The sequence below is a fragment of the Collinsella sp. HCP3S3_E11 genome (assembly GCF_052067375.1).
Lineage (GTDB): Bacteria > Actinomycetota > Coriobacteriia > Coriobacteriales > Coriobacteriaceae > Collinsella.
Genome location: NZ_JBQHQI010000008.1, coordinates 1 through 25523, shown reverse-complemented (window position 1 = coordinate 25523; position 25523 = coordinate 1). Strand labels below are relative to the sequence as shown.

The window sequence follows — 25523 nt, the reverse complement described above, 5'->3', positions numbered from 1 at the left end:
CGCATGAAACATTAAGGACGCATCAGGACCCTTCTCTCCGTTTTTCGCCCGTCATGAACTACTTGGTAGATTGTAAGGCAAGTCACAAAAATCTACCAAAGCAAAAACCACCACAAAGGTGCCTGGCCCCTTTGTGGTGGAAATGACGTTTGCCCAGATAGAACCTGCCAAAATAAACCTGTCCCTTTTTGGCAGGTTTTAGGCCAGATGGTCTTGGATAAGGTCGCAGATGGCGCGGGCGTCGTTGATGTTGATGGCTCGGGTCGCAAAGCCTGCGTCGAAGGCCTGGCGTGCCAGGGCTTCGTTGCAGGCAAGGGCCAGCGTGCGGCCGTCGACCAGGTCGAGCGAGCTCTTGCCACGCAGACGGTCGACACCGGAGCGCGCGACCACGATGTTGTCGAAGCCCTCGGTCTTGTAGCCCTCGATGATCACCACGTCGACATCGTTGTAGCGCGACAGCAGCTCGCGCGCGGGCATCTCGTCCCCCTCGCGCGTGTCGGCGTACTCCGCCCAGCGCGTGGCGCAGATGAGGCCCACGTGCTTGGATCCGGCCTGGTGATGGCGCCAGGTATCCTTAGCGGGCACGTCGATATCAAAGCCGTGGTGCCCGTGATGCTTGAGCGAACCCACGCGCAGACCACGGCGGGTGAGCTCGGCGATAACCTTCTCGACGAGCGTGGTCTTGCCCGAGTTTTGGTAGCCGATAAACGCGATCGCGGGGACGGCCGGTGTCGGAGCTGCGGGCGCGACGGCGACGGGTACGCTCGCGGGTGCGGCACCGTCAGTGGCCACGGCCTCAACAGCAGCAGCCTGACGCTCTGCGCGGTCCCACACGCCCGAGCGGCCGCCCTCCTTGTGCAGCAGGCGCACGTCGACGATCTCCATACCGCGATCAACCGCCTTGCACATGTCATAGATCGTTAGGCACGCGGCACTCGCGCCGGTCAGGGCCTCCATCTCGATACCCGTCTTGCCCGTCACGCCGGCCGTGACCAGTACGTGAAAGCCAACCTGCCCGTCCGCGCGCGCCGGTGCCCAGCCCTCGGGCACGTCCTCGGCCGGCGTCCCCGCCGGAGCGATGGGCGCAATGTCGCACTTGCTCTTGGTAATGAGCAACGGATGGCACATGGGAATGATGTCGCTCGTGCGTTTGATGGCCATGATGCCCGCCACGCGCGCGCAGGCAAGCACGTCGCCCTTTTTGGCGCGGTCCTTCAGCACCATGGCCTGTGTCTCGGGATGCATGAGGATGGTGCCCTCGGCGTTGGCGATGCGATGGGTCTCGGCCTTGTCGGACACATCGACCATGCGCACCTCGCCCTTGGCATCCACGTGCGTCAGCTCGTTGCGACGTGCGTCACGGGCGGGTTCGGTGGCCGCGCTGGAAGTCGGCTGCGCGGACGCGTCGGCGTTGCCGGCATTCGCCGCGGCCGTGACTTTGTGGGCAGACATCGCGGCCCTGCGAGCGGCCTTGGTGGCGTCGGCGTACCTGCTCTTGGCCATATGATCATCCTCCGATTTGGGACATAAATCGTTGCGTGCCCTCAATTATCGCGTGTTCCTGCGGTTTGTGGGCCACGGCATCGCGCCAAATCGAAAGTACCTGCATATCATCACCACGGCGCAGGGCGTCGCGCACCGAATACTCGGCATCGCTAAACAGGCACGGACGCACGTTGCCATCGGCCGTCAGGCGCAGACGGTTGCAATTCTCACAAAAATGGTTGGACATGGCGCTAATGAAGCCAACCGTTCCCGCCGCGCCCGGAAAGCGCCAATAGCGCGCAGGGCCCGCGCCGGCAGGAGCATCGTTGATGTCGAGCGGCTCGAGCTCGCCCAGTCCCGTCGCGGTGGCCCCGGCATTGATGCGCGCCCGCAGCTCGTCACTCGGCACGGTATCGCTCGCGTCCCACAGCTCGGGATTGAGCGCAGGCGCATGCGGGTCCACAGCGCAATGCGAGCTCGTGTGCTCGTCGCCGATGGGCATATATTCGATAAAGCGCAGGTGGATGGGACGGTCGAGCGTGAGCCGCGCGAGGGCCGCCACATCCTGGTTGAGCCGGCGCACAACAACGCAGTTGACCTTAACAGGCTCAAAGCCCCAAGCCAGCGCCGCGTCGATGCCGGCCATGGTCTGCTCGAGCCGACCCAGGCGCGTGATCTTTCCAAAGAGCGTAGGGTCGAGCGTGTCGAGCGAGATGTTGACGCGGTTAAGCCCGGCATCTTTGAGCTGCGGCGCCAGCTTGGGCAGCAGGGCGCCGTTGGTGGTGAGCGAGATGTCCTCGATCTGAGGGATCGCGCGGATGTCGCGAATAAGCGGAATAATACGGCGGCTGACCAGCGGCTCGCCGCCCGTCAGGCGCACGCGGCGAATGCCCTCCCCCGCCACCAAGCGCACAAAGCGGGCGATTTCCTCGGCGCTGAGTAACTCGTCGTGTGCACGGGGCGCCACGCCATCGGCCGGCATGCAGTAAATGCAGCGGAAATTGCACTTGTCGGTAACGGCAATGCGCAGGTAGTTGATATCGCGGCCAAAACCGTCATGCTGCACGTGCCCGTCCACGCAGCCCTCCCCTCACGCGGCGTTTTATTCTTCGAAAAACATAATACCCCACGAGAGAATCATGCCGACACCCGTACGACAGGACAGGTCGCTTCGAACAAGACCGGCTTTCCAAGCCCATCCTCAACACACAAACCTTGACTCTACAATCGTTGTAGGGTTTTCACTACACTGGTACGGAAACAGACCCAGCCAGAAAGCCCCACCTATGGAACACGACCTCACACGCGGCAATGTCCTTAAGACCATCGCGGTCTTTGCCCTGCCCTATATGCTCTCGTACTTTTTGCAGATGCTCTACGGCATGGCCGACCTGTACATGATGGGGCAGTTTAGCGGTGCCGCCGGCATCACCGCCGTGGGCAATGGCGCACAGACGCTCTATATCATTACCGTGACGCTCGTGGGTCTGGCCATGGGAACGACGGTTATCGTCGGCCACGCCGTGGGCTCGCGCCGCTTCGATCGCGCCGAGACCGTCATCGGCAACACTATCACGCTGTTTATGGGTGTCTCGGTAGTGCTGGCAGCCATCCTGCTCGCACTGTGCCCGCAGATCGTGGCACTTATTGGGACGCCGGCCGAGGCAGTCGAAGGAACCGCCGCCTACCTGCGCATCTGCTTTGTCGGCATTCCGTTTATCGCCGCATACAACATCCTCTCGGCCATCTTTCGCGGCCTAGGCGATTCGCGCTCGCCCATGTACGTGATCGGCGTGGCGTGCATCATCAACATCGCGCTCGATTTTCTGTTTATCGGCCACTTGGGGCTCGGCCCCGTGGGTGCGGCACTCGGCACGGTAACCGCCCAGACGGCAAGCGTTGCCCTCGCGCTCGTGTGGCTTAAGAGCCGCCGTACGAACATCCACGTTAAGCGTAGCGACCTGCGTCCCCAGCCCGAGGTGCTCGGCAGCATCCTTAAGATCGGCGTGCCCGTGGCCGTGCAGGACGGCTGCATCCAGGTGGCGTTTATGTTTATCACCGTCATCGCCAACCATCGCGGCCTGGTCGACGCCGCCGCCGTGGGCCTGGTCGAAAAGATGATCAGCTTTTTGTTCATTGTACCGAGTTCCATGGGCGCCACCGTCAGCGCACTCACGGCGCAAAACGCCGGCGCGGGCAAGGGCGACCGTGCGCGTCAGGTGCTCAAAGACGCCATGACCATCTCGGTGGTGTACGGCTGCCTGATCACGGTGCTGATGTGGCTGGTGGCGCCGGCGTTTATTGGCTTTTTTGCCAAGGACGCTGCAGTAGTCACTGCCGGCACCGGCTATATGCGCAGCTATATTTTCGACGCGATTTTTGCCGGCATCCACATTTGCTTTAGCGGCTTTTTCGCTGCATACGGCAAGAGCTACATCGGCTTTGCGCACAACGTGCTGGCCGTGGCACTCATTCGCGTGCCGGGCGCGTGGCTGCTGTCGAACGCCTATTCCGACACGCTGTTTCCCATGGGCATCGCCTCGCCGTGCGGGTCGATTCTGTCGGCAGTCATCTGTGTTGTCGCGTTTACCGTGCTCAACCGGCGCGGGGCTTTTGACAAGTTAGCAGCGTAGCGGGGCCACGCGAAATCGCCCTCATTGACGACATCATCAGCGACGACCCCGCGACCTACGTGACGCAGATCACGGTGCCGGTTGCCCCAACAAAGTAAGATCCGCCCGGAAGGCATCGCGCTTTCGGGCGGTTCTTCAATTTGACTATTGATGCCTTAAGCCTGGGGCACCTCACCGGTAGCCAAGATCTGCTCGAGTGCGTCCTCGTCCAGCACGGGTACGCCCAGCTGCTCGGCCTTGGTAAGCTTGGAACCCGCTTTGGGACCGGCAACCAGATAGCTCGTCTTCTTTGATACGCTGCCCGAAACCTTGGCGCCGAGCACCTTGAGCGCCGCGCCCGCCTCGTCGCGCGTGCGGTTGACGAGCGTGCCTGTCAGCACGAAGGTCAGACCCGCGAGCGGCTGTGCGTCGGCGAGCTCGCCTGCCACGCCAGCGTCGGCTGCGGCTTGCGCGTGCGCGGCGCCCAAATCGACCTCGAGCGACAGGCCCGCCTGGCGCAGACGTTCCAGGACGGCAAGGTTCTCGGGCACGGCCAGGAACTGCTTGACGCTCGCCGCAATCTTGGGGCCGATGCCCTCGCACTCGGCAATATCCTCTTCGCTCGCCAAGATAAGCTTGTCAATCGACAGAAATCGCTCGGCGATGACCTCGCCCACGCTCTTGCCCACGTGACGGATGCCCAGGGCAAACAGCACGCGACCGAGCGGCTGACTCTTGGACTTGTTGAGCTCGGCGATGATTTTCTCGGCCGTCTTGAGGCCTACCGGAATGGGGTCGCCCTTCTTAACGCCCTTTTTGCTGTTGGAGCTGGCATAGGTGCGCCCCGTGTCCAGACCTGCGATGTCGTCGACCGTGAGCTGGTAGAAGTCTGCGACGTCGTGAATCAGCCCGGCGGCGATCATCTTGTCGACGATCTCGTCGCCTAGGCCATCGACGTCCATGCAACCGCGGCTCACCCAGTGGAGCAGGCGCTCCTTGAGCTGTGCGGGGCAGTCGATGGACACGCAGCGGTAAGCCACCTCGCCATCCTCGTGGACCACGGGGCTACCGCACACGGGGCAGACCTCGGGCATATGCCAGTCGACCGAATCGGCCGGACGCTTGTCGAGCACCGGGCCCACGATCTCCGGGATCACGTCACCCGCCTTGTGCACGATGATGGTATCGCCCTCGCGCACGTTTTTGCGGCGGATCTCGTCGATATTGTGCAGCGTGGCGCGCGCGATGGTGGAGCCGGCAACCGTCACCGGGTCGAACTCGGCGACCGGCGTGAGCACACCGGTGCGGCCCACCTGGATGCGTATTTCGCGCAGGATGGTCTGCTTTTCCTCGGGCGGAAACTTAAAGGCAATGGCCCAGCGCGGCGCGCGGGCGGTAAAGCCTAGGTCGAGCTGCTGCTGGAAACTGTCAACCTTTACGACCACGCCGTCGATGTCGTAATCCAGGTCGCCGCGGTGCTCGAGCGCCTGGGCACAGAACTCGTGGACCTCGGACGGCGTGGCACAACGAGCCACGTTAGGGTTGACGCTAAAGCCGGCGCTACGCAACCAGTCCAGAAACTCGCGCTGGCTGTGGACGTGCAGCGGATCGGTATCGGCGATGGCATAGATAAAGGTGGCCAGGTCGCGGCGCGCCGTGACCTTGGGATCCTTCTGACGCAAGGATCCGGCAGCGGCGTTGCGCGGGTTGGCGAAGGGGTCGCGGCCCTCGGCATCGGCCTCTTCATTCAGGCGAACAAAGCTGCCCTTGGGCATATAGACCTCGCCGCGTACCTCGATGGTGCGCTCGCGGTCGGCGCCCATGTGAGCGAGCGCCGGCTCGGACAGGTGCATGGGCACATCCTTGATGGTACGGACATTGAGCGACACGTCCTCGCCCGTGGTGCCGTCGCCGCGCGTGGCGGCGCGCACAAAGGTGCCGTTTTGGTAGGTAAGCGCGACGCCCAGACCGTCGATCTTGAGCTCACAGGTATAGGTGACGCTACCGGCGCCGAGCGCATCCTCGGTGCGCTGGAGCCAAGCGTCGAGCTCGTCCAGATCCATGGCATCGTCCATGGAATACATGCGCGCCATGTGCTTGACCGGCGTAAACTGCTCGCTCACGTAGCCGCCCACGCGCTGGGTATAGCTGTCGGGCGTCACCAGGTCAGGGTAGGTAGCCTCGATTTCCTGCAGCTCAACGAGCATTTTGTCGAAGGCGACGTCCGTGATCTCGGGCGCATCGAGCATGTAGTAGCGGTAGGCGTGGTAGTCGAGCTCGTGGCGCAACTCAGCCGCGCGCGCTGCCGCCTGGGCACGGGTATCGGCCGGCGCAGCGGTATCCGTGCTCGCTGGCGTTTCGGTATCGATGTCCACGCCGTCACCAAACAGGCTCGATTGCTCCATAGCGGCACTCCTTCGCTCGATTTCAAACGGATACAAGAGTACCACCGGTCGCGATGGGGCCGAATAGCAGTCTCAAACCGCACCGAATTGGCAGCGACCGGACCAGGGTTGGACAGTTAGTTCAGATTTGTATAATTACGCGCGCCGAATCGAGCTGAAATATCGGCTTTTCGCCCCAATCAATCGTTCTGAACGGCAAATTAGGTTTGCTTCCGTCTTCGAGACACCCATCTCGGCCCGTCTTTCATTTCAAAACCGCTCAAAACGCGCCTCAGACCGCACCCGTTTTATACAAATCTGAACTAACTGTCCAAGCCCTTCCGAACCATGCCCTTGCCATTTCTAAATGATCCGTTTTCCTCCGTCCCCAACGGATCAATAAGAGAAGAGGGGCTGTCCCGCGCTGGCGGAACAGCCCCTCTGGCTTCGATATGTGCGATACAGCTCGTTAGAAACCCTGACCGTAGCCTTGCCCCTGACCCTGTTGGCCCAGCAGTTCTTCCAGGTACTGGCGCAGTTGCTCGTCGGTAATGCCGCCGTTGCCGGTGTCGGTCGCGCTGTCGTTCTGCTGCTGGTTCTGCAGCTCCTCGTCGGAGCCCAGCTCGACCGTGACCTTCTTCTCTTCCTTGCCGCGCACGAGCGTGATCTCGACCTTCTCGCCCACCTCGTGGCTGCGCAGCGCGATAATCAGGCCATCGGCGCTCGTAATCTCATCGTCACCCAGCTTGGTGATGACATCGCCCTCTTGGATGCCAGCCTTGGCGGCAGGACCGTCCTCGACGACACTTGCCACATACGCGCCGCTATCGGTGCCGAGATTGTTAGTGCGGGCGTTGAGCGCGTTGACGCTCGAAAGCGTGGCGCCCAGGTACGGGTGAACCGGCGTCTTGCCGTCGATAATCTGGTCGGCGATGTTCTTGGCATAGTTGACCGGAATGGCAAAGCCCACGCCCGAGCTGGAGCCCGAGTAGCTCTCGATAAGAGAGTTAATACCCACGAGTTCGCCATTGTCGTTAACGAGCGCGCCGCCGGAGTTGCCCGGGTTGATGGCGGCATCGGTCTGGATCATGTTGGCGTAGATGGTGTTGCCGCTGGTAGAACTCATGGCCGTGGAGCGATACAGCGCCGACACAATGCCCGTGGAGACAGATTGCTCGTTGCCGAACGGCGAGCCGATCGCCATGACCCACTCGCCCACGTTAAGCTTGGAGGAATCACCGATCTCGATCGGCGTGAGCTTGGAGGCGTCAGCATCCTTGAGCTTGATGACGGCCAGGTCGCTCGAGGCGTCGTTGCCCACGAACTCGGCCTCGTAGGTGGTACCGTCGTCCATGGTTACAACGTACTGATCGTAACCATCGACCACGTGGTTGTTGGTGAGGATGTGGCCCTCGGTATCGAGCACCACGCCCGAACCGACGCTGCCCGAACCATCCGACTCGTCGGCAGACTGCGAAAGCGAGCCATTCTGGCTACCGCTCGAAGTGGCGGTGATGGAAACGACGGAGGGCAGGGCCTTGGCAGAAACGGCCTCGGCAAGCGTGGTGTCCTCGGAGTCGATCGTAATCTTTTGCGTCGATGAACCCGAAGCACCCGCCGTCACGACATTCTTTCCGCCGCCAATGTTGAGCGTGCCACTCATAATGAGCGCGATGACCAGCAGGGCGCCGCAGGCGCAGCCGGCGAGCGCCGTAATAAAGATCGGCAGCTTTTTGGTCCTGGTCTTGACCACCGTGTGCTTGTTTACAACCTGCTGACCGCCCAGCGGCTGGCCGGTCTGTGTGTCGTAGGCCTGTACGTAGGGAATGTTGCCGTCGGCAGGCGTCGACTCCACCTGCACGCGCGGCTGCTGCTGGGTCTCGCCAGCGTTGCCCGCATCCTGGGGTCGCTGGGAATCGTTCTCGCTCATAGCTGCGATCCTTTCGTCTAATAACCAAAGGCCCGCCAAACATGTGGCGGGCCATCATTGTTCACGTTGAGTTGTACCCCAATATGCGGGCGAACGTGTATGAGAACGCAATCTTTAAGGAATGCTTAAGTTCTGCTGCAAACTCGAAAGGGATCCACGCATGCGGCAAAACCACCACGAAGGCGCCTGCCCCCTTTGCGGTGAAAAGCTAGTCCTTAAACAGATAGCCCACGCCGCGGACGGTGGTAATGTGCGCCGCGATCTGCGGGCCCACCTTAGAGCGGATGCGTCGAATGTGCACGTCGACGGTGCGCGTGCCGCCGCAGTACTCAAAACCCCACACGCGGTGCAGCAGCACCTCGCGGCTGTAGGCGCGGTTGGGGTGCGTCGCCAAAAAGCTCAGCAGCGAGTACTCCATCAGCGTCAGGTCGATGGGCTCGTCGTCGAGTGTCACCTGGTAGGTAGCCAGGTTAATCTCGAGGTTATCGATGTTGAGCACATCGTCGGCGGTGATGGTCTCCTCCTCGCCCATCAGGCGCTGCGCACGAGCCTTAAGCTCGTTGGGTGTCGCCGTGGGGCATACAAAGTCGGCATGCGCGTGATTGGGCAGGCGCAGGGTGCCGAGCGCCTCGTCGTCGACGATTACCAACATGGGAACGCCGCCGCGGTCGTCGAGCCATTTGGCAATCTGATCGATGCGGTCGCTGCGGATGCCATCGGAATCGAGGATCAGCAGGTCAAAGTCGTGCGCCGCAGTCGGCGAATCGGGGGTTGCCAGGCTCACCTCGACACCCAGGGTGGTCGTCAAGCTGCGGGCAAACTCGTGGAAGCGCGTCGTGCGCGCCATGAACAGGGCACTCTTTTCGGACATATCGACCTCCAAGGAAATGAGCTCAATCGTACTGGAACGAACCAGCGCGATTAGGAGTTCGCCAGATAATGCTTGATCTCCCACTCGGTAATCGTGGACTCAAACTTATGCCACTCGTCGCGCTTCTTTTTGAGGAAGAAGCTGTGGATGTGCTCGCCGAGGGCATCCTTCATAAACTGCGAGTCCTCAAACACGTCGAGCGCCTCTTTGAGCGAGCGCGGCAGCGGCGTATAGCCGGCCTCGACCATCTGACGGTCGGTAAGCTTGAGCGTCTCGGCCGTTGCCTCGGGCGGGAGTTCCAGCTTGCGCTCGATGCCGTCCAGACCAGCCGCCAGCGTGACGGCGTTGACCAGGTACGGATTGGCCATGGGATCGGGGCTGCGAAGCTCGATGCGCGTGGACAGCTGCTTGCCGGGCTTGTAGACCGGGATGCGGACCATGCTCGCGCGGTTGCGCAGGCCCCACGTAGCGTACTGTGGCACGGAGTCGCCGCCCGTGGTGATGCGCTTGTACGAGTTGACCGTGGGGTTGGTGATGGCGCTGATCTCGCGCGCGTGTGCCAGAATGCCGGCCATATAGTGCTTGGCGATATCGGAGAGGTGGTACTTCTCGTCGTCCTCGCCCCAAAAGACGTTGTTGCCGTCGTGGTCGAACAGCGACTGATGCAAAAACATGGCGCTGCCGTCCTCGCCCGCCAGCGGCTTGGGCATAAAGGAGGCGTGGCAACCGCTCTCGTAGGCCTGCTGCTTAATGATGAGTTTGGCCGTGGTGATGGCGTCGGACATGCTCAGGGCCTCGGCGTGACGCAAGCTCATGCCGTGCTGCGAGCGGCCGGCGGCGTGGAAAGTGTACTCCACGGGCACGGACATCTTCTCGAGCGTGAGCACCGTATTGCGGCGCAGGTCGCGAGCGGCATCGCTCACCGAAAGGTCGAAGTAGCCCACGTTGTCGAGCGGCTCGGGGGTGTGCTCGTCGGGGAAGTAGTAATACTCCAGCGCGGCACCCACGTTGAGCAGGTAGCCGGCCTTCTCGGCCTTATAAAACATGCGGCGCAGGGCGTCGCGCGGGTCGCCGGCAAACGGCTTGCGATCGGGAGTGCACACATCGCAGAACACGCGGGCGACGCCGTTATGGCTCGGGCGCCACGGCAGGATCTGGAAGGTCGAGGCGTCAGGGAACGCGAGCATGTCGGCTTCCTCGGGCGTGGCAAAGCCCTCGATGGCGGAGCCGTCAAAGCCAATACCCTCCTCAAAAGCGACCTCGAGGTCTTCGGGGCTAATGGCAAAGTTCTTGAGGCGGCCGAGAATGTCGACAAACCACAGACGCACAAAGCGGATGTCACGCTGCTCTACGGAACGGAGTACGTAATCGATGTTCTGCTGGTTCATGTCGCTCCCCTTTCTTTCGGGCGGGTTTCGACTGGTCTATATCGCAGATACTATCGCAGAAAAATGTTTCCTCAGGGTTAAAGCGTATCAAGCGCCCAAAAAACGCGCGCGAACAGGCAGTTACGAACGAGCGGCTAGCGCGAGGTCGAAGCGCGGTGTTCGATGTGGCCGGGAACCTCGATGCGTTCGGGCGCCAGCTTTGCGGCATCGCCCACGGTGGTGGTAACAACGTCGATACGCTCGGAGAGGCGATCGACCACGCGCTCGGCGATGGTGAGGGTGTCCTGCGCGGCCGTGGTGACTCCGCCAAAGAGCACATGGTTCCAGGGACAGTCGTCAAACGTCGCGATCTTGAGCCCCGCCGGCAGCGAGGGACCAAGCTGCGCCAGCGCCTCGGTCAGGCTCAGGAAAACCAGGCCGTTGACGGCAATGAGGCCGAGCTCTTTTCCTGCATAGCCGCGGATGGTCTCGTCCAGGCGGCCGACGCCCGTGGCGCCGCCATCGGCCAAGGTGATAACCTCGCCGGCAAGGCCGCGGCGCGAAAGCTCGTCGGTAAAGGCCTCGGCGCGCTCGCGACGGACGGGGCTGTCGTCGCTTGCCTCGGTGAGCAGGCACAGGTGCTCGCTGCCAGCGGCGATTAAGGCGTCTACCAAGCCGGCGACCAGCTCACGGTTGTTAGATGTCACCAGATCGACACCGCCGTCGGCAACGTCGCGGTCGAGCAGCACAACGGGCAGGCGTCCCGCTGCCGCGACGATCGCCTCGTCGTTACCACCGCAGGTATTGACGACCAGGCCGTCCACGCCAGCGTCGATAAGCCTGGTGAGCGACTCGGCCTCCTTGGCGGGATCGTTGCCGCTAATGGCTGTCATGAGCGAGCAGCCGCGCGCGGCGGCGCTGACGGAAAGGCCCTCGAGCATGGCGCTGGAGAACGGGTTGGCGATGTCGGCCAAGATCACGCCGATGAGGTTGGTACGCGAGCTGCGCAGATTGCGCGCGGCGGCACGTGGGCGATAGCCGGTACGCTCGATAACCTCCGCAATGCGAGCACGGGTTTCCTCGGTCATTTGCCCGGGGCGGTTATTGAGATAGCGCGAGACCGTGGCCGGGCTCACACCCGCCTCGACGGCAATGTCCTTGATTCTCATCTGCGCCATAGCGCACCCCGTTTCCCCATTGTCGGCAGTCTGAGCCATTTTAGGCATTTTTTAAAAATCTCGGTTGCAAAACGCTGTAGGTGAACAGCATCGTTTTTGCGTCTCGAGCAGATGCGATAATGGGCTAGATAGCCGAGTCTTTGGACAGCTCAAAATAATCGGGATGTAAGGCGATAACCGGACCTTGCTCTTCGGGCATCAGGTGCAGGTGTGTCTCTGCCAGGTAGCTCGCCGCGTCGGTATCGCCCCTCTTAATGGCCTCGAGAATCCGGCGATGCTGCCGACGAATCGGCTCCCAATCTAGATCCTGCGACACCATACGCAACCAGTTGTATCGCTCAAAATGCGTATTGACGCTCTTCATCCAATCCCACAACATGTGACGGCCGGCAATCTCAAAACACGTCTCATGGAACAGGTTGTCCAGGTCAAAGAAACGACGCGTTTCGCCATGGTCGAGCGACTCGGACTCGGCAAGAATCTGATCGAGCCGATGCTTTTGCTCGGGCGAGGCGGCCGAGCAGCATTTAATGAGTACGCTTCGCTCGAGTTTCTCGCGCAAGAAACAGGCGTTCTCGGCGCGCTCCATGCTGATCTTAGAGACGTAGGTGCCGCTTTTGGGACGCGTTTCCACCAGCTCCTGCTCACGCAGGCGCACAAAGGACTCGCGAATGGGCGTACGCCCGATTCCCGTCTCCTTTTCCAGACCAATCGCCGAAAGGCGCGTGCCGGGCTTGAGCTCGGCATAGATGATCTTGGAGCGCAGTGCATTGTATGCCTGATCTTGCAAGCTTTGATTATGCTGGTGCTGTTCCATAAAGCCCTCGGATAAACCCTCGGTTAGTCGAATACCACCATGCAATACTATCGCATCGACACGCCCCAGCTCCCAATCAGTCTTTTTGGGACGGGGCTCTTTTAGCTACCCTAGCCCGCAGATCGGCCCCTTGCCACAAAAGTGGCCCATCTACTACGTTAACACGGATAGCCTCGGCCATACCAAAAACCGTGAAAACAAAACCGCAGGTAGGCAGCTCGTCGATTTTCGAAAAAGCCGACTATGGTTGACCCCTTCGGCTTAAACGTAGTAGATAGGCCCTTTTCGTGGCGCAGCACTACTGCACCCCAAATTGGCACCCCGAGCCTGTTATAAGTTGCTGTGAAATACGGACGGTTGATAATCAAGGCGCGCTATGCGGGTTGCTATAGCTCGAACGTCCCACGTCCGATGCACCAAAGCGTTTGCGACAGCTTCGCGAAACGCCTCGAGAGGAATTCGATCGGTTTGGACGCGCTCCATCCCTTCGATACGCTCATAACGGTAGTAGCGTGCAAACATAGCAACCGCCCTGTCCACCTGCTCAATTGCGGATATATTTGTCGCCGCCTCGCAATCCAAGATCACATCCTCGGTATCACCAAAACGGACGCAGTCGATGCCCGGAAAATCATTCTTATCCGCCAAAATCGCCGCAGCGTTGGTATAGCCATCTTTGCCGAGCAAGCGAAGCGTGCGCATAATATCCGGCGTTAGCTCAGAAATGCCGAGATGTTCAACACACTTATGCCCGAGCGTGTGAAAACTCAAGTCCTGGCGAGCCGACGTGAGCGCGTCGAACGTTACGTTGCCGCCTTCGAGCGTCAGCCTGCCATACTCAAACCGGTCGACCTCCACCGTTGCCGAATCGTTTCGCCTGTAGGCCTTCAAGATATAAGACGAAAATCGTTTGCGTACTGATTTATCCGAGACGCAAACGGTTTTCGTCTTGATTTGCGTACGGAATTAAGACGCATAATTTCGCTCTCGTATGGCTCAATCGATCACGATGCGATGTATCTGCACCTGGCCTACAACCGCAACATGATTGTGGAAGGCACACAGACAAAAGGCACTTAAGGCTCGGCAATGATCTTTCTTTGATAAAACGCAAGCGGCGGCCGCCCAAACACGGGACGGCCGCCGCTTGCGTTTTATCAAATGGTGCAATGGGGTCAGGTTCACATGCACCAAGTTGGTGCAAAGCAACCTGTCCCCATGCAACAGGGGGTTGACTAGAGCTCGCAGGCGACCTTGTAGCCATCGCCGATGGCGTCGCGAATGTTGCCGCACTTGTTGGCATCGCCCAGCACGTGAGTGGTAACGCCGGCTGCCGCCAGGTCGTCGGCCAGCTTGGTATTGGGACGATAGCCCATAGCAAGCACCAGCGTATCGGCACCGGCGATGGTGTGGACCTCGCCGTCCTTCTCGTAGCTGATAGTATCCTCGGTAATCTCGGTCACCTTGGCCTCGGTCAGCACGTGAACGCCCTTTGAGAGCATGCGCGTGATGAGCACCGCGCGACCGGCACCACCCTCGTTGGCGGCGAGCGTCTTGGTCATCTCGATGACGGTGACGTCGCGGTTGGCCGGCGACAGGTCGTTGACCAACGGGGCCAGGTAATCGGCCGTCTCGCAGCCAACGGTGCCGCCACCCACGATGACGATCTTCTTGCCCGGGAAAGCCTTGCCGCCCAACAGGTCGTCAGCCGTCATAACCTGCTTAAAGCCCTGCATGAAGGCCGGGGCGATAGGATCGGCGCCATAGGCCAGGACGACCTCGTAGTCGGCGTAGTCACGCTGAATGTCCTCGGCAGTAAGCTCGGTGCCAAAGACGCACTTTACGCCGGCCTCGGCCAGGCGACGGTACTGATACTTGATCACGCGGGTGAGTTCCTGCTTTGCCGGCGGAACGGCTGCGATGCGCATCTCGCCGCCCGGCTCGTCCTGCTTATCCACGAGCACCACGTTATGACCGCGTTTGGCGGCAATGTAGGCTGCCTCCATACCCGCGGGACCGGCGCCCACAACCAGTACGTTCTTGGCCTCGGCGGCAGGCTCGTAGCCAGCCTCGTCGCGCTCCACGTCCGGGTTGACGGTGCAGGAGATGCGCTTGCCAAACATAATGCCGTTCAGGCAACGCAGGCAACCGATGCAGGGACGGATCTCGTCGGCGTTGCCAGCGGCTGCCTTGTTGCAGAACTCGGCATCGCACAGATTGGCGCGGCCCATCATACAGATGTCGGCCGCGCCGTCCTCGATCAGCTCCTCGGCGATCCAGGCCTCGTTAATGCGTCCGACGGTGGCGACGGGAATGTTGACGTGCTTTTTGATCTCGCGCGAGCAGGCGGCGTGCGAGGCCTGCTGGGTACCGGCGGCGGGAATCGCGGAGCCGCGCTTGATGGTGGTACCGCCCGACACGTGAATCATGTCGACGCCGGCCTTTTCCAGGCGACGCGAGACGTAGATCATGTCGTTGAGGGTCAGGCCGCCATCGGTGTACTCATCGCCCGAAATGCGGACGTCGATGATAAAGTCCTTGCCGCAGCGCTCGCGAATCTCGGCGATGACCTCGAGCAAGAAACGCATACGGGCGTCGAGCGAGCCGCCGTACTCGTCGGTACGCTTGTTGTAGAGCGGAGTCAAAAAGCCGCCGAGCATGCCGTGGGCGTGTGCCGCATGGACCTCGACGCCATCGACACCGGCCTTCTGCATACGTACGGCAGCGTCGCCAAACTGATGCGTGAGCTCGTGAATCTCATCGACCGTGATAGGACGCGGTGCCTCGCGGGCATAGGACGGGCCCACAAAGGACGGAGCGATCAGGCGCGGCGTGCCCGGAACGTTAAAGGCCATGTAGGCGGGGTGGAAGAGCTGCGGCATGATCTTGCAGCCATACTCGTGGACGGCCGCGGCGAGCTTTTCCCAGCCGGGGATAAACGTGTCGTCGTAGCAGCACATGTCACCCGGCAGATAGGTATAGGTAGGCTCAACCGTCACGACCTCGGTAATGATGAGGCCCACGCCGCCCTTGGCGCGGGCACGGTAATGATCGACCAAGTCGTCGGTCACATAGCCGTGATCGGCTAGGTTGGTAGATACCGGCGGCATAAAGACGCGGTTCTTGACCTCGGTCGTACCGACCTTGATCGGGCTAAAGAGCATCGGGTAGGCACAGGACTCCATACAGGGTTCCTTTCGTTTGAGCCGCTCGGCGGCAGTTGCTAACACACCTATCGTATCAGCAGCTGCCGTATCTGCAGTCATACATGCCCAAGCGCCGTTCGACTAATGAATACCGCGGCCCAGGTCTTCGGCGATTTTGTCCACGCCCTTAAGTGCGGCACACGTCTTTTTGTTGGAGCAATGCCCCGTGCAAACGCCACCCTGAGCACAGTCGGCGCAGGTGCCCTTGCGGTAGATGCGCACGCATACCGCGACAAACGCAATACCGATAACAGCCAGCACAACAAAATCGATAGGTGCCATAGCAAGCCTCCTCTAGTTAACCATCACTTACTTTACCCCATTTTCCACCTGCCAAAAAGGGACAGGTTTATTTTGGTCGGTTTTATCTGCGGAAACGCCACATCTTACTTCTGGAGCAAAGCAATCTGTCCCCCATTACGCCAAAAAGCCCGAGTGTCGCTGGGACACCCGGGCTCGTGGAAAGGGGCCAATCCTTATTCGGACTTAAGCGGAAACTGCGGCGGAAGCAGTGTTGGTCTCGTCCTCGTCGGTCCATGCATGCGCAGGGATAGGGCGAAAGATCTGGAAGAGCATCGCAACCAGCAGAACGATGGCCACAATCGTCCAGATACCAAACTGTCCCAACACAAACAGGTTGTAGAACTGGTTGATGAACAGGCCGATCACCCAAGCGAAGGCGCACTCGTAACCGATGGCGATCGCGGTCCACTTGCCGGAATCCATCTGGTTGCGGATAGTGCCCATGGCGGCAAAACACGGAGCGCACAGCAGGTTGAACGCGCCAAAGGCAACGCAAGCGCCCATGGTGGGGAACATACCGGCAAACGCAGTCCACAGGCTCGGGTCGGTCTCGGCGGCGTCAGCCACGGACAGCAGCGAGCCGGCGGTGGCGACGACGTTCTCCTTAGCCACAAGGCCCGAGACGGTCAGCGCAGTTGCCTGCCAGGTGCTAAAGCCGAGCGGAGCGAAGATCCAAGCGACCAGGTTACCGAGCATGGCAAGCACGGAGTAGTCCATGAACTCCTCGGGGATGCCGTCCATTGCAGGCAGGAAGCCAAAGGAACCGTTGTAGCTTCCAAAGTTGGAGAGGAACCAAACCACGACGGTGGATGCGAAGATGACCGTGCCGGCCTTCTTGATAAAGGCCCAGCAGCGCTCCCACACGTGCAGTGCCCAAGAGCGGATCGCCGGGAAGTGGTAGGCGGGAAGCTCCATAACGAACGGCGTCGGGCGACCGGCGAAGAGCTTGGTCTTCTTGAGCATAAGGCCCGAGGCGATGACGGCGAAGACGCCCAGGAAGTAGAAGAGCGGGCTGATCCACGCGGCGGTGGTGGAAGAATCGCCGATGATGGAACCCATGAGCAGGGCGATGATCGGCAGCTTGGCGCCACAGGGAATAAACGTGGTGGTCATGACCGTCATGCGGCGGTCCTTCTCGTTCTCGATGGTCTTGGTGGCCATGACGCCGGGGACGCCACAGCCCGAGGACACGAGCATGGGGATGAACGACTTACCGGACAGGCCAAAGCGGCGGAACACGCGGTCCATGATAAAGGCAACGCGGGCCATATAGCCGCAGTCCTCCAGGAAGGACAGCATCACAAAGAGCAGGAACATCTGCGGGACGAAGCCGAAGATAGCGCCCAAACCGCCGACGATGCCGTCACAAACCAGCGAATCGACCAGGCCGCCGTCTTCGGTGCCACCCGCCACAAGGGCATCGTGCACCACGGTGGTGATACCCGGGACAAAGGGGCCGTACTGCGCCGGGTCAACCGAGTCGGCGTCGTCGCCCGCAGCCTCGACGGCTGCATCGTAGGCGTCGCGGCCCTGACCGAGCACATACCAACCGTCGGTACCGAAGAGCTGGTCGTTGGTGAAGTCGGTCACCGTGCCGCCTAAGGTGGAAACGGCGATGTAGTACACGCAGAACATGATGACCACAAAGATCGGCAGGCCCAGGATACGGTTGGTAACCACACGGTCGATCTTCTCGGAGGTGCTCATCTTGGCCGGAGCCTTGGTGAGGCACTCGTCGATGATGTGCGCGATGACGCCATATCGCTCACCGGTGATGATGGACTCGGCGTCGTCATCGCAGTCCTGCTCGCACTGGGCGACCAGCTCTTCCACGCGAGCGGCCTTCTCCTTGGTGAGGTTGATGAGCTTGCAGGCGTCCGCATCACGCTCGAACAGCTTGACCGCGTAGTAGCGACGCTTGTTGGCGGGAACGCTCGCCGGCAGGTTGTTTTCGATGTGGTCCAGAACGTCCTCGATGGAGGAATCGAACTTGTGCTCCGGCACCTGGCCCTTGGAAGCAGCGGACTTCTTAACCTGCTCGAACAGCTCCTTAATACCCTTGTTCTTAAGGGCCGAAATCATCATGACCGGACAGCCGAGCTTCTTGGAGAGCTTGTCCGTGTCGATCTTGTCGCCGTTCTTCTCGACCAAGTCGGCCATGTTAAGGGCAACGACCACGGGTAGGCCGGTCTCGATAACCTGAAGCGCCAGGTACAGGTTGCGCTCGAGGTTGGTGGCGTCGACCACCTGAACGACGACATCGGGCTCGCCGCTCATGAGGTAATCGCGTGAGCATTGCTCCTCGGGGCTGTAGGGGGAAAGCGAGTAGATGCCGGGGAGGTCCGTGATGGTAACGTTCTTGTCGCTTAGGAGCTTGGCCTCCTTTTTCTCAACCGTGACGCCGGGCCAGTTGCCAACGTAGCCGTTGGCGCCGGTGATCAGGTTGAAAAGCGTGGTCTTGCCGCAGTTGGGGTTACCCGCCAGCGCGACATGGATCTGAGAATCCGCCATTCAATCCTTCTTCCTTGTGCGCCCGCGCTGCTTTCTCCGCGCGGGCTGGATAATGTGCTTCAAAGTTGCTGCATTAAGTTAGAAAAGCCTAACTTAATCTGCAGAAATATACGCCGTGGGCCCTTACTGGACCTCGACGACGGCCGCCTCCTCCTTGCGGATGGAAAGCTCGTAGCCGCGCACGTTGATCTCGACCGGATCACCGAGCGGTGCAACCTTCACGACCTTGAACGAAGTGCCCTTGATGAGCCCCAGGTCCATAAGGTGGCGGCGAAGTGCGCCCTCACCGTGAAGCTTGACGATGGTAGAGCTCTCGCCCACCTTAACGTCACCCAACGTCTTCATCCTCTTGTCCCCCTTTCGGTTTTTATGAAATGCTGCGGATTAACCGACGGTCATGATGTGCATGGCAACCTTGGAATCGATGCCAAAGCGTGCGCCCAGCACCGTGACAATGATATTGGCGCCACTCGAGCTCACCACGTGGATCTCGCTGCCCTCGACAAAGCCGAGGTCCTTGAGGTGGTGCTTTATGTCCTCATTGCCCTTTACACGAGACACGTGCACGGTTTCGCCCGCTTTAACCATCGAAAGCGGCATGGCCGGCATCTGCGGTCCGCAAGACATGAGTGAGCTCCTAACATCGGTTCGTCCTCAACATCGACGCGATAAAAGTTAACCACGTCTATGTTCGATATAGTAAACTAACACTCGGTTAACTTTTTGGAAAGGATCTCTATTCAGTTTTCGAAAAAGTTTCCCATATTAAACAAAGGCACCGCAAAGACGGTCTCTTTGCGGTGCCTTGTCATACCAATGTATGAAACAGAGGGGACTCCCTTTTTACATTGTTCCGCTTAGAGTGAGAGATTTCTGATCGATGTGACGCAGGAGGCCTCATCCACGCCCGAAACACGAAAGACAACGCTCTCGCCGCACTCACCATAGAGAGCCATGAGTCCCATGATATCGCGGCCATCCGTGTGGCGATCGCCGATGCTGACCGACACGTCACTACGATGCTTGGCGATAATGTCATAGAGAAGCGCAACCGGGCGGGCATGTAGTCCCAACGGATCTTTAATCGTCTTTGTAAACTCGACCATGTCCCCTCCCGCAGCATCGCACATTTGGCCGGCCAAACCCAGCCACGTGGTAGTTATTGTAGCGTTAGATGCTTGTCGAGAGCGGGACGGAAACCACATCCCACTTCGAGTGTCAACGATGGGACACAGTTTCCGCCAGAAGGCTCAACCGGAAACTGTGCCCCATTATTTTGCCGAATTCTGGGCCGCGCTTTCCCAGAGGGCCCCCTTTGGGAAAGCGCGGCCCATTCTGGACGCAGATTCCGGGACGCACTTTCCGCGACGTCCGGTCACCCTATGCCCTCGCAACGCCCGCGCATAAAAAACGAGGGAAGGCACGCGTCCTTCCCCCGTTAGAGACAATATGTAGCCGCTCGCCTACATCAAGCGCAGGCTGACGTCCTTGAGCTGGGCGCCGGAAACGGCACTCGGGGCGCCCGACATGAGGTCGGAGCCGCTGGCCGTCTTGGGGAACGCCATGACGTCGCGGATAGAATCGGAGCCGGTAAGCAGCATGCACACGCGGTCCAGACCCAGGGCAAAACCGCCCATCGGGGGCGCACCAAACTTGAGCGCCTCCATGAGGAAGCCAAACTGCGACTCGGCGCGCTCCTCGGTAAAGCCCAGGAGCTTGAGCATGGACATCTGCATCTCGGCGTTATGGATGCGCATGCCACCGCCGCCAGCCTCAAAACCGTCCATGACAAAGTCGTAGGTGCAGGAACCGGCAGCCAACGGGTCGGCCTCGATCTTGGCGATGTCGGTCTCGGTCGGCAGAGTGAACGGCTGGTGCTCGGCTGCATAGGCCTTGCGGTCCTCATCCCAGTGGAACAGCGGGAAGTTGACGACCCACAGGAAGTCGTGCCCCTCGCGTTTGATCTCGAGTGCGTTGGCCATGTGAGAGCGCATGCCGCCCAGGATCTCGTCAGAAAGCAGGCGCGGGCCGGCGGCGAACATCACGAGGTCGCCAGGCTCGACGTTCATGCGCTCGCGCAGAGCCGCCATCTCCTCGTCCGAGAAGAACTTGACGATGGGGCTGTTGATGGAGCCGTCCTCGCGGAAAGCGATCCAGGCCAGACCCTTGGCGCCAAACGTGGAGGCCACGCCGGCGAGCTTATCGATCTTGGCACGTGCCCAGGCACCGGCGCCCTTGGCGTTGATGGCCTTGACGACAGAGCCCTCCTCGTTTGCGGCAGTCGCAAAGACCTTGAACTTGGAGTTGGCAAAGATGTCGGTCAGATCGACCAGATGCATGCCATAGCGGGTATCGGGCTTGTCGGAGCCATAGGTGTCCATGGCCTCCCAGTAGTCCATGCGACGCAGCGGCGTGGGCATCTCGACACCCATGCGACCGAAGGCGTCGGCCAGGACCTCTTCGAGTGCGCTCATGACGTCGTTCTGGTCCACGAAGGACATCTCGATATCGACCTGGGTGAACTCGGGCTGACGGTCGGCACGCAAGTCCTCGTCGCGGAAGCACTTGGCAACCTGGTAGTAGCGCTCGACGCCACCGACCATGAGCAGCTGCTTTAGGAGCTGCGGGGACTGCGGCAGGGCGTAGAAGTTACCCGGCTGAATACGGCTGGGAACGATGAAGTCTCGAGCGCCCTCGGGCGTAGACTTGAACAGGGAGGGCGTCTCGACCTCCATGAACTCACGGTTGTGAAGCGCCTCGCGAATGGCAAAGGTGAAGTCGGAGCGCAGCTTGAGGTTGGCCATCATCTCGGGACGACGGAGGTCCAGATAGCGATAGCGCAGACGGGTGTCCTCGCTGGTCTCGATGCCGTCCTCGATCTGGAACGGCGGGGTGACGGAGGTGTTGAGCACCTCGGCGTGGTCGGTCAGGACCTCGATCTCGCCGGTCGCGAGCTTGGCGTTGGTGGTTTCCTCGCCACGGGCACGCACGACGCCGTGAATCTTGATGGGCCACTCGGGACGCATGGTCTCGGCGATCTTAAAGGCATCGCCGTCGGAGTGCTCGGGGTCGAAGGTAAGCTGCGTGATGCCCTCGCGGTCGCGAAGGTCGCAGAAAATAAGGCCGCCGTGGTCGCGGCGACGGCTCACCCAACCGGTGAGGGTAACCTCTTCGCCCACGTTCTCGCGGCGAAGCTCGCCGCAGGTACGGGTGTGCATGGAATGCTCGTCGATGGGACGGGTCTGGCTCATACCAGTGATCCTCCTTTATGGATCTGTGCCGCCCCGTGTCGTTCCGGGCGGCGTCGTACAGATTTGCCCAGCCTGCGTAAACCGCGCAGCCGGACATGGCGTTCTATCTTATCGCACCCGCGCCGATGTACCGCGAAAAAGTGGCTCCCGCTCAAAGACTTGACGGAGACGAAACAATTGACGCACCGCACTGCCCGCCCGCGCTTGTCACGTGCGACAATGTGCCTACAATACAACCGCACTCGGAAAGGCCCACCATGACTGCACGCCTCATCGTTATGGATATCGATTCCACGCTCATCAACCAGGAGGTCATCGACCTGTTGGGCGAGGAAGCAGGCGTGGGCGGGCAAGTTGCGCGGATCACCGAACGCGCCATGCGCGGCGAGCTCGACTTTAAGCAGGCGCTCGAGGAGCGCGTGGGGCTGCTTGCCGGCCTGGACGAGAGCGTTTTCGAGCGCACCTTTGAGCGCGTGACGTTTACCCCCGGCGCACTGGAGCTTGTGCGCTCGGCGCACAGCAAAGGCTGGAAGGTCGGCGTGGTAAGCGGCGGCTTCCACGAGGTCGCCGACAAGATCGTAGCTGCCGCGGGCATCGATTTTTGCCTGGCCAACCGCCTGGAGGTCGTAGACGGCAAGCTCACGGGCAAGCTGGCGGCAGACATTGTGACCAAGGAATCCAAGCTCATCCAGCTGCTGGATTGGGCGGTTGAGTGCGGTGTCGATATGGCCCATACCGTGGCGATCGGCGACGGCGCCAACGACATCCCCATGATTCAGGCCGCGGGCACGGGCATCGCATTTTGCGCCAAGCCCAAGACGCGCGAGGCCGCTCCGTTTGCCATCGACGAGCGCAACCTGATGCTCGCCATGGATATCATCCTGCGTGACTAGCCGATCCATCTAACAACAGAATCAAATCCCCTATATCTAGTTTCCGAACAATTTTGTCTTAGTGTTCGGAAACATACCCTTTGAGTGCTAGACTTTGCGCCGTCGAAGGGAAGATATATGGATAAGCGAGATCTTGAGCAGTTACTGAGCGATGTTGCCGACGGAGCAGTCACCCCGGCAGTCGCCCTTACGCGCATCCAAACGGCGCCAACCGCCGATCTGGGTTTTGCGCAGCTCGATCTTTCGCGCGGGGTGCGCCAGGGGGCCGGTGAGGTTGTCTACGGCGCCGGTAAAACCGCCGAGCAGATTGCCGCCATTATCAAAGCGCTGCGCGATGCCGGTCAGGAGCGCATCCTAGTCACGCGCCTGGACGCCGAGAAGGCAACCCGTACCTCGGAGCTCCTCGACAACGGTATCGACCTGGGATATGTCCCGAACGCCCAGCTCGCCCTCGTGGGCGGTAAGCCCTCCCCTACCGGTAACGGACGCATCGTTGTCGCCTGCGCCGGCACGAGCGACTTGCCCGTCGCCGAAGAAGCCGCGTTGACGGCCGAGTTCTACGGCAACGAGGTCGACCGCCTCTACGACGTAGGTGTCGCCGGCCTGCACCGTCTGCTCGCGCATGCCGAGGAACTTGCCCAGGCACAGGTGGTCATCGCCATCGCCGGCATGGAGGGCGCGCTGGCGAGCGTTATCGGCGGTCTGGTAAGCTGTCCGGTCATTGCCGTTCCCACCAGCGTGGGCTACGGCGCGAGCTTTGGTGGCGTAGCCGCGCTGCTCGCCATGCTCAACTCCTGCGCCAGCGGCGTTTCGGTCGTCAATATCGACAATGGCTTTGGTGCCGCCTACCAGGCAAGTCTTATCAATCATCTGTGCACCGGAACACCCTGTGCCCGTTAAGGAGCATTCCATGTCCAACCATCAGCATACGCTTATCATCGACGGCACCTCGGGCATCAGCGGCGATATGACCGTCGCGGCCCTGCTCGACCTGGGTGCCAGCGAGGAGCACCTGCGCGAACAGCTCGCCACGCTGCCGGTCGGCGGCTTTACGATCGCCGTCACGCGTGCAAACAAGCATGGCATCGACGCCTGCGACTTTGACGTTCATTTGGCAGAGGAGCTCGAGAACCATGATCACGATATGGCCTGGCTCTACGGCAACGAAACAGCTGCCGAGCACACGCACGAGCATGAGCACCACCATCATGACCATGGCGGGCATGAACACGAACACTGCCACGAGCATACGCACGAGCATGACCATGAGGGCCACGGTCATTGCCACGAGGATCACCATCACGCCCACCACCATCACCACCGTTCTTTGGCGGACGTCACCGCCATCATCGACGGCTCACAGCTAAGCGATGGCGCCAAGCGTCGTGCCCTCGCCATCTTTACCGCACTCGCTGCTGCCGAGGCCAAAGCTCACGGCAAAACGCCCGACACCGTCCTGTTTCACGAGGTGGGCGCCATCGACTCCATCGTCGACGTCTGCTCTGTCGCCATCTGCCTCGATGACCTGGGCATTGAGGATGTTGTGGTCGAGTCGCTCTCCGAGGGTCACGGCACCATCCGCTGCGCCCACGGCCTCATGCCCATTCCCGTCCCCGCTGTCGTCAACCTGTGCCAGGCAGGCAATATCGCCCTCACGCCTGCACCGGTCGCCGGCGAGCTCGTGACACCAACGGGCGCCGCCATCGTCACCGCGCTGCGCACGTCCGACCAACTGCCCTCACGCTACCACATCGAAGCCGTCGGCTACGGCGCCGGCAAACGCCCCTACGAGGGTTGCTCCGGCACGCTCCGCTGTCTGCTCGTTCACGCGGACGCATAGCCATGGATGCCCGCAAGGCAAAAAGCCGCGCTGCCATCGTTGCGGCGTTCTCCGAGCTCCTGCGCGAAGAGGACTACGGCAAGATTACCGTCGGCGACATCATCGCTCGCGCCCATGTGGGTCGGGCAACGTTCTACGGCCTCTTTAAGAGCAAAGATGACCTGCTCGCTGAGTTCGTGTGCGATATCTGCACCCATGCCCTCGACGATGACGGTGCACCCCTCAATGACCCGCTCGTACAGGTCGAGCATATCCTCAACAACCTCTGGGATCGTCGTCAGGGCGTACGCGCCCTCGTAGCCGGCGCCGGCTCGCGCGTCTTCGCCGACTGTCTCCGCAAGACCATCATGTCGCGCGCAGCCGAAACCGTCCCTGTCGACCCCGCAGGCCCCGCCAGCACCATGGATCGCAACTTCCTCCTCCACCACATAGCCTCAAGCTTCGTAGCCACCGTCCAATGGTGGGCCTGGCACAGCTTCCAAGCCGACAAGGCCGACGTAGCCAAAGACTACCTCTCAGCCATAAAACCCCTCTTCACCTAAGTAAGAGGCTCATCCCAGAGCATTGCCCCAACCCAAGGCGCCCGCGCATCCCAACGTGTCACTCGCACTTCAACGCCCCCCAACAGCAACAAGCCCCTCCCATCCAAATTCAGAAATATGTTGGGTTGCTTGTACGAGCGCAACAAAGACCCCGCAGCTGGCCGCATGGGGTAACTTCCCAGCGCATTCCACAGGACGAAAGAACCCCCGCCGCACGAAGTGTGAACTGCACCCCAAAACCTGGACGGCTTAAATAAGAACTACGCCGCAAGGGACTGTCTCCGGAACTCCTCCGGGGTCAGTCCCTTCAGTTTAACCTGGCGCCTCCTCGTG

Annotated in this window: 22 protein-coding genes; 5 read left to right on the top strand and 17 right to left on the bottom strand. The window is 60.8% G+C overall.

Annotation, left to right across the window (positions count from 1 at the left end):
- Nucleotides 1–198: 198 nt before the first annotated feature.
- Entirely contained in the window at nt 199–1503 is a 1305-nt protein-coding gene (gene mobB, locus ACTM86_RS06095) for a molybdopterin-guanine dinucleotide biosynthesis protein B (RefSeq protein ID WP_441016395.1), read from the bottom strand.
- A 4-nt stretch (nt 1504–1507) separates the two neighbouring features.
- Nucleotides 1508–2563, bottom strand: a complete 1056-nt coding sequence (moaA, locus tag ACTM86_RS06090; protein WP_441016392.1) for a GTP 3',8-cyclase MoaA — start codon at nt 2561–2563, stop codon at nt 1508–1510.
- A 208-nt stretch (nt 2564–2771) separates the two neighbouring features.
- On the opposite strand from moaA, the gene ACTM86_RS06085 reads away from it, so the two are divergent.
- The gene (locus ACTM86_RS06085) at nt 2772–4118 is read left to right on the top strand and encodes an MATE family efflux transporter (protein ID WP_441016389.1); all 1347 of its coding nucleotides are present in this window, start codon (nt 2772–2774) and stop codon (nt 4116–4118) included.
- 155 nt (nt 4119–4273) lie between these two features.
- Here ACTM86_RS06085 and ligA read toward each other — a convergent pair whose 3' ends face one another.
- The 14 genes from ligA to aspS form a co-directional block, all read right to left on the bottom strand.
- Nucleotides 4274–6502 (bottom strand): NAD-dependent DNA ligase LigA, encoded by a 2229-nt coding sequence (gene ligA / locus ACTM86_RS06080; RefSeq protein WP_441016386.1) that lies wholly within the window; start codon nt 6500–6502, stop codon nt 4274–4276.
- A 448-nt stretch (nt 6503–6950) separates the two neighbouring features.
- Complete coding sequence (locus ACTM86_RS06075) at nt 6951–8411, bottom strand: S1C family serine protease (RefSeq protein WP_441016383.1); 1461 nt, start codon at nt 8409–8411, stop codon at nt 6951–6953.
- A 208-nt stretch (nt 8412–8619) separates the two neighbouring features.
- Nucleotides 8620–9282: a response regulator transcription factor gene (locus tag ACTM86_RS06070; RefSeq protein WP_427728642.1), complete on the bottom strand. Its 663-nt coding sequence runs from the start codon at nt 9280–9282 to the stop codon at nt 8620–8622.
- Nucleotides 9283–9332: 50 nt separating this feature from the next.
- Entirely contained in the window at nt 9333–10670 is a 1338-nt protein-coding gene (locus tag ACTM86_RS06065) for a glutamine synthetase family protein (RefSeq protein WP_427747568.1), read from the bottom strand.
- A 134-nt stretch (nt 10671–10804) separates the two neighbouring features.
- A complete protein-coding gene (locus tag ACTM86_RS06060; RefSeq protein ID WP_441016380.1) occupies nt 10805–11827 on the bottom strand; it encodes a LacI family DNA-binding transcriptional regulator in 1023 nt (340 codons plus the stop codon).
- A 124-nt stretch (nt 11828–11951) separates the two neighbouring features.
- The gene (locus tag ACTM86_RS06055; protein WP_441036923.1) at nt 11952–12644 is read right to left on the bottom strand and encodes a GntR family transcriptional regulator; all 693 of its coding nucleotides are present in this window, start codon (nt 12642–12644) and stop codon (nt 11952–11954) included.
- 330 nt (nt 12645–12974) lie between these two features.
- The gene (locus ACTM86_RS06050) at nt 12975–13502 is read right to left on the bottom strand and encodes a hypothetical protein (protein ID WP_441036922.1); all 528 of its coding nucleotides are present in this window, start codon (nt 13500–13502) and stop codon (nt 12975–12977) included.
- Nucleotides 13503–13879: 377 nt separating this feature from the next.
- Nucleotides 13880–15829: an FAD-dependent oxidoreductase gene (locus ACTM86_RS06045; RefSeq protein WP_441016371.1), complete on the bottom strand. Its 1950-nt coding sequence runs from the start codon at nt 15827–15829 to the stop codon at nt 13880–13882.
- Nucleotides 15830–15931: 102 nt separating this feature from the next.
- A complete protein-coding gene (locus ACTM86_RS06040; RefSeq protein WP_441016368.1) occupies nt 15932–16132 on the bottom strand; it encodes a hypothetical protein in 201 nt (66 codons plus the stop codon).
- 204 nt (nt 16133–16336) lie between these two features.
- Nucleotides 16337–18664, bottom strand: a complete 2328-nt coding sequence (feoB, locus tag ACTM86_RS06035; protein WP_441016365.1) for a ferrous iron transporter B — start codon at nt 18662–18664, stop codon at nt 16337–16339.
- A gap of 123 nt (nt 18665–18787) precedes the next feature.
- The gene (locus tag ACTM86_RS06030; protein WP_006234774.1) at nt 18788–19009 is read right to left on the bottom strand and encodes a FeoA family protein; all 222 of its coding nucleotides are present in this window, start codon (nt 19007–19009) and stop codon (nt 18788–18790) included.
- A gap of 39 nt (nt 19010–19048) precedes the next feature.
- A complete protein-coding gene (locus ACTM86_RS06025) occupies nt 19049–19291 on the bottom strand; it encodes a FeoA family protein (RefSeq protein WP_441016362.1) in 243 nt (80 codons plus the stop codon).
- Between the two features lie 230 nt (nt 19292–19521).
- A complete protein-coding gene (locus ACTM86_RS06020) occupies nt 19522–19770 on the bottom strand; it encodes an HPr family phosphocarrier protein (RefSeq protein ID WP_427719814.1) in 249 nt (82 codons plus the stop codon).
- A gap of 357 nt (nt 19771–20127) precedes the next feature.
- Complete coding sequence (aspS, locus tag ACTM86_RS06015) at nt 20128–21915, bottom strand: aspartate--tRNA ligase (protein ID WP_427729277.1); 1788 nt, start codon at nt 21913–21915, stop codon at nt 20128–20130.
- Between the two features lie 257 nt (nt 21916–22172).
- Between aspS and serB the strand changes: the two genes are divergently transcribed.
- The 4 genes from serB (at nt 22173) to ACTM86_RS05995 (ending at nt 25190) form a co-directional block, all read left to right on the top strand.
- The gene (gene serB, locus ACTM86_RS06010) at nt 22173–22808 is read left to right on the top strand and encodes a phosphoserine phosphatase SerB (protein WP_427747576.1); all 636 of its coding nucleotides are present in this window, start codon (nt 22173–22175) and stop codon (nt 22806–22808) included.
- A gap of 117 nt (nt 22809–22925) precedes the next feature.
- A complete protein-coding gene (gene larB, locus ACTM86_RS06005) occupies nt 22926–23708 on the top strand; it encodes a nickel pincer cofactor biosynthesis protein LarB (RefSeq protein ID WP_441016359.1) in 783 nt (260 codons plus the stop codon).
- 10 nt (nt 23709–23718) lie between these two features.
- Nucleotides 23719–24648, top strand: coding sequence for a LarC family nickel insertion protein (locus tag ACTM86_RS06000; protein WP_441016356.1), 930 nt, complete (start codon nt 23719–23721; stop codon nt 24646–24648).
- A gap of 2 nt (nt 24649–24650) precedes the next feature.
- The gene (locus ACTM86_RS05995; RefSeq protein ID WP_441016353.1) at nt 24651–25190 is read left to right on the top strand and encodes a TetR/AcrR family transcriptional regulator; all 540 of its coding nucleotides are present in this window, start codon (nt 24651–24653) and stop codon (nt 25188–25190) included.
- 260 nt (nt 25191–25450) lie between these two features.
- Here the strand turns inward: ACTM86_RS05995 and ACTM86_RS05990 are convergent.
- Nucleotides 25451–25523 (bottom strand): IS3 family transposase (locus ACTM86_RS05990; protein ID WP_441015707.1); only part of this gene is annotated, 73 nt, incomplete at its 5' end.